The organism is Microbacterium sp. P2_F9, assembly GCF_056403635.1.
This window is the reverse complement of sequence record NZ_JBFUFC010000237.1, coordinates 1-5,063: the sequence shown is the minus strand read 5'-3', so window position 1 is coordinate 5,063 and position 5,063 is coordinate 1. Positions and strand designations below refer to the sequence as shown.

The 5,063-nt window shown below is 71.5% G+C and carries 3 protein-coding genes and 1 pseudogene; 1 reads left to right on the top strand and 3 read right to left on the bottom strand.

The window, feature by feature from the left end:
• Window positions 1–40: 40 nt before the first annotated feature.
• The 3 genes from rpsN to rpmB are packed head-to-tail and all read right to left on the bottom strand — an operon-like array spanning window position 41 to window position 757.
• A complete protein-coding gene (gene rpsN / locus AC1DVT_RS17810; protein ID WP_457099694.1) occupies window positions 41–346 on the bottom strand; it encodes a 30S ribosomal protein S14 in 306 nt (101 codons plus the stop codon).
• A 4-nt stretch (window positions 347–350) separates the two neighbouring features.
• The gene (rpmG, locus tag AC1DVT_RS17805; protein WP_005051772.1) at window positions 351–521 is read right to left on the bottom strand and encodes a 50S ribosomal protein L33; all 171 of its coding nucleotides are present in this window, start codon (window positions 519–521) and stop codon (window positions 351–353) included.
• Window positions 521–757, bottom strand: coding sequence for a 50S ribosomal protein L28 (rpmB, locus tag AC1DVT_RS17800; protein ID WP_457099695.1), 237 nt, complete (start codon window positions 755–757; stop codon window positions 521–523). The genes rpmG and rpmB overlap by 1 nt, the downstream gene beginning before the upstream one ends.
• Window positions 758–1,050: 293 nt before the next feature.
• On the opposite strand from rpmB, the pseudogene AC1DVT_RS17795 reads away from it, so the two are divergent.
• Window positions 1,051–5,063 (top strand): annotated as a pseudogene (locus AC1DVT_RS17795) (hypothetical protein); the annotation flags it as partial.

The following is a 5,063-nucleotide window of genomic DNA, read 5'->3' as shown; positions in this document are numbered from 1 at the left end:
GTCCTATGGACTCCGGGCCTTCCTGATGCTGTGCGGTTGCTTACCAGCTCGACTTGGTCACGCCGGGCAGCTCGCCACGGTGTGCCATGTCACGGAAGCGGACACGCGAGATGCCGAACTTCGTGAGGACACCGCGGGGGCGGCCGTCGATGACGTCGCGGCTGCGCAGGCGAACCGGCGAAGCGTTCTTGGGCAGCTTCTGCAGGCCGATGCGGGCCGCTTCACGCTGCTCGTCGGTGGAATCCGGCGACACGAGCGCCTTCTTCAGCTCGGCGCGCTTCGCGGCGTAGCGCTCGACGACGACCTTGCGCTGCTCGTTGCGCGCGATCTTGCTCTTCTTAGCCATTGGATCAGCGCTCCTCTCGGAATTCGACGTGCTTGCGGATCACCGGGTCGTACTTCTTGAGCACGATGCGGTCGGGGTTGTTGCGGCGGTTCTTGCGCGTCACGTAGGTGTACCCCGTGCCGGCGGTCGAACGCAGCTTGATGATCGGACGGACGTCCTGAGCCTTCTTGGCCATCAGAGCTTCACACCCTTCGCGATCAGGTCCTTCACAACCGACTCGATACCGCGCACGTCGATCACCTTGATGCCCTTTGCGGACACGTTCAGGGTGACCTTACGACCGAGCGAGGCGACGTAGTAGGTCTTCTTCTGCACGTTCGGGTCGAAGCGGCGCTTCGTCCGGCGGTGCGAGTGCGAGATGCTGTGACCGAAGCCGGGAATTGCTCCAGTCACCTGGCACACTGCTGCCATAGTGATGTCTCCTTAATACCGTGAGGCCGGACGGCCCCACCCAAGATCCCTTGTCTGCGTCTCGAGACACACGTCGCCGACGCCCGGAACACCGGTCGTTGGACACACGAAGTGAAACGAAACACGTACTGCGTGCAGGAGTGCGCGCAGACAAACAGTCAGTTTAGCACGGACGGATGCCTCGTCCCCGACGGCGACGAGCGCTCGGGCGGCGAAAGTCGGCCTGTGGATATCCTCGACGGCGGCATCGCAGGGTGGCATCATGAGTCACCGCGACTTTGGGGAGTTGCATCGTGGCAGATCCAGATGAGCCGGCGATCTGGCCGGGATTTCCTTACGTGCTCGCCGACACGAGGCTGTGTCCCTCGTGCTTCAGTCAGCTCGTCAGGACGACGTGCCCGCACTGCGGCCTCGAGCTCGCGGATCCGCGGGCGAACGAGGTTCTCGAGCTCGGGCGGAAGATGCGCCTGCTTGAGCTCGAGCGACAGCAGCTGATCGACAAGATCCGGGTGGCGCACGCCGCCGAGGCCGCGCGGGCCGCAGAGGCGGCGCGGGCCGCTCTGGTGGCGGAGGCGGGCGCGGTTCCCGTGGCCGCGTGGTGGCGTGAGCGGTTGGATGCCCCGCAAGCGCAGTTGCAGCCCTCCGCACCGGCTGTGGCTTCGGCCGGTGCCGCCGCGGTGATCGACATCCCGGAGCCCGTGGCCGTCGCTTCGGTCCCGGTCGCGGTGGACACGTCGGTTTCGTCCTCCCCCGAGGCCGTGTCGGGCACGCCGGCGGCGCCGACCGAGCCGCCGCCACCCGCCTTCTCCGCTCCTGCCGCGTCAGTCGCTCCCGAGCGCCGACGTCGCCTCACGGTGCCGGTGCTGCTGCTCATCGTGGGCGTCTCGCTCGTCGGCGTCGCGGCGATCTTCTTCCTCGTGTACGCGTGGTACCTCGCGGACATCGGGGTCAAGTCGCTGATCATCGGCGGGGTGACGCTCGCCACGATGATCGGGGCGTCGGTGCTGCGGCGCTTCTCGCTGCGGGCGACGGCCGAGGCGATCGCCGCGATCGGCATCATCCTGCTCGGGCTCGACGGCTGGGCGGTGCGCGCGAACGACCTCTTCGGCGCCGGCGCGATGGAGCCGGCCGTCTACGCCGGCGCCGCAGCGCTCACCATCGGCGTCATCTGCCGCCTGTGGGCTGTGATCTCGAAGCTCCGGGGTCCAGACCTCGCGGCAACGCTCGCCCTGCCGACCGGCGTCGGCCTGCTGGCGGCCGGGCTCGTCCCGCTCGAGCCGACCGGCGCCATCGCGGTCGGGTTCCTCGGCACCGCGGTCGCCGGGCTCGCACACGCACTCCCGGCGCCGCTGTCCGCCGCCCGATCCGGTTCGGACTCCGTCCTGGAGCGCACGGCTCTGGCCGTGATCGGCATGGCAGCGCTCCTGGCCAGCGCCGTCATGCTCTTCACCGGCCTCGAGTCGCTGGCGCTGCAGTACACGATCGCGGGCGTCGTGATCGTGCTCGGGGTCGCCTATGCGGTGACGCTGCGCACCCGCGAGGGGGTCGAATCCCTGCCAGCCGCTCGCGTACTCGCCGGCGTCGCTCAGGCGATCGCCGGCGCGATCGGCGCTTCGCTCGGGTGGCAGCTCGCGCTGTGGAGCATGACCCCGTCGCACAACCTGCTGATCGGCACGGTCGTCGCCGTCGCCGTCGCCGTGGCGCTCGACCGCTGGCACCCGCGTGGGCAGCGGATCCTCGCCGCCCGCATCGCCGCCGCGGTCGTCGCCGGAATCAGCGTGGCTGCGATCGTGCTGATCGCCTCCCTCCGTGCGCAGCACACCATCGGCGGCGGATGGACGCTATGGCACACCGAGGTCTTCACGGCGCCCGCCATCGCGTTCGACCCGCTGGCGGACCTCTACGCGGCCATCGCCGCGGTCGTCACCGCGGTGCTGCTGTTCTTCGCACCCACTCTGCGTCGGTCGGGTCTGCGCGATGCCGTGCCGGTCGGGGCCGCGGTCATCGCGATCGTCGGCGTCGTCGGCACCGGCATCCCGATCCTGATCGTGGGCACGGGAGTGGTGGTCGCCGCGGTCGCGATCGTCGCCCTCGCACGCGGGGCACGCCCCGGCGGCTGGGGTGCCACCGCCGCCATCGGGGCTCTCACCGCCTACCTCGGCGGGTTCGCGATGCCGTGGCTGTGGGCGATCGGCGTGGCCGTGGCCATCGCCGTGCCGATCATCGCTCGCCTCTTCGTGCGACCGCAGGCGGTCGGGGCCGTGCTGCTCGCCCTGGCTCCGGTCGGGGTCGCCGCCGTCTCCGCGCTGATCGCGCCCACGGCGCTCGCGCCGGTGTTCGGCGTCGCGATCGATGCGCGCGCGGGGCTCGTTCTGCTGCAGTGGGTCGCGCTCGCGACGCTCGCCGGCGCGGCCTTGATCCGCCTCGACACGGCAAGCGGGCGCGCCCTCGCGGTGTCGTCCTACCTGCTCGAGTTCATCGGGCTCTTCGCCCTCCTCACCCCGTMGACCCTCGCACCGTCCGTCTCGACGGTGATCGGCGAGCCCTACGCCGGGATCGCCCGGTCGATCCTGCTGCTGATCCTGCTCGCCGCTGTCGCGCTGCGGCGGACCCGCGTCGACGCCGGACCAGGACTCGAGGCCACCGGGCTCGGCGCTGCCGCGCTGCTCGCCCCCGTCACGGCATCCGCCGCGATCGCGGTCCTGGAGAGCTTCAGCGTGTCCGACCCGCGCTGGAGCGGACTCGCCGCGGCAGGTGCCGCGGCCGTCGTGGTCTGGCTGGGCGCTCTCACTCCGGCCCGCGCGTATCGTGCCGCTCCGGCGATCGATGCGACCGAACCGGCGGCCGACGACGCGGCGGTGCAGACCCCGGTGGTCGAGAACACTGCGACGGATGCCGCGGCCGTGGTGTCCTCCGCGCCCGCTGTGCCGCCCGCTTACGAAGTGCTCGTCCGGCGTGCGTCCGACCTCGGCGCTCTCGTCACTGCGACCTTCGCGCTCGTGCTGGTGCTGGACGAGTTCCGCTGGGCCATCCTGGCGGTGGCCGCGCTCGGATTCGCCGCGGCATCCATCACGCGCGGCTGGGCAGGTCCCGTCACCGAGGCATCCGGCCGCGTTCCGGAGACGCGCGCGACCGGTGTCGCACTGGCCGCGGCTCCTCGTCGGCTGTTCGCCTGGCCGGCGTTCGCGGCGGCGACCCTGGCGCTCTGGCTGTGGCTCGACGGCTCGTCGTCGACGTTCGAGATCGAAGCGTACGTCCTGCCTCCGGCCGTCGGACTGCTCCTGTTCGCGGTCGCCCTGGTGTGGCTGCGGCGACAGGTCGAGGCGACGATCGCGGTCATCCTGTCGTTTGTTCTCGGGCTCGTGGTTCCCGCCCTCGTGTCCCTCGAGGACTCGGTGTTCCGCCCCTGGACGGACGTCCCCGTCCCGTCGCCCGTGCGCGGCACCGTCGTCGCGGTCGTGGCCGCCGCCATCACCCTCGCCCTCGCCTGGACTCCCGCCCGCCGGGTGCGGTTCCCTGCGCTCATGGGGGCGATCGTCGCGCTGGTCTCGATCGCGCTGGTCGCGGTGGGGCGAGCAGTCACCGAACCGGCGGGCACGGCGTGGCTGCTCCTTCTCGTCGGGGTCGCCTACGTCTCCGCCTTCGGCTTTCTGCGCGACGCCCCMGTGCGCATCGCCGCACCGGCCGCGAACCCGCCCGGTGTGGCGGCCGTGCTGGCCGCGCCGAGCGGGACGGCAGCGACGGAACCTGTCACTCCTTCGATCTCCGCCGAAGGCGGGTTCGCCATCGGCGTGCCGGCCATCGCGCTGGGGCTCGCCGCGTTGGCGATCATCCCCTCGCTCGACGAKCCGCTCGTCGTCGCCATCGCGCTCGCCATCACGGGCGCCCTGCACATCGCAGCCGCGGCGTGGCACCGTGTGCCGCTCGGTGCGGCCACGCGGTGGACCGCGCTCGCCGGCGCGGTCGTCGCGGCGGCCGGGTCACTGACGTCGGGCGTCGCAGACACAGTGGAACTGGTCAGCCTGCCGGTCGCCGCGGCGCTGCTCGGTGGCGCGACCCTCGCCATGTGGCGGCGCGCCCGCGCCGGTGAGGCGTGGCCCGGTGGGGAGCGGATCGTTTGGCTTCTCGGCCTCGCGACGGCGATCGCACCGAGCATCATCGCGGTGCCGAACGATCCGCGCACCTGGCTCGTCATCGTCGGCGCCCTGCTCGCGGCGATCGGGTGCGTCGTCGCACCGATCGACGACGCCACCGGACTCAAGGTGCCCTCCGCCCTGCTCCTGTCCGTCGGCGCGCTCGCGATGGG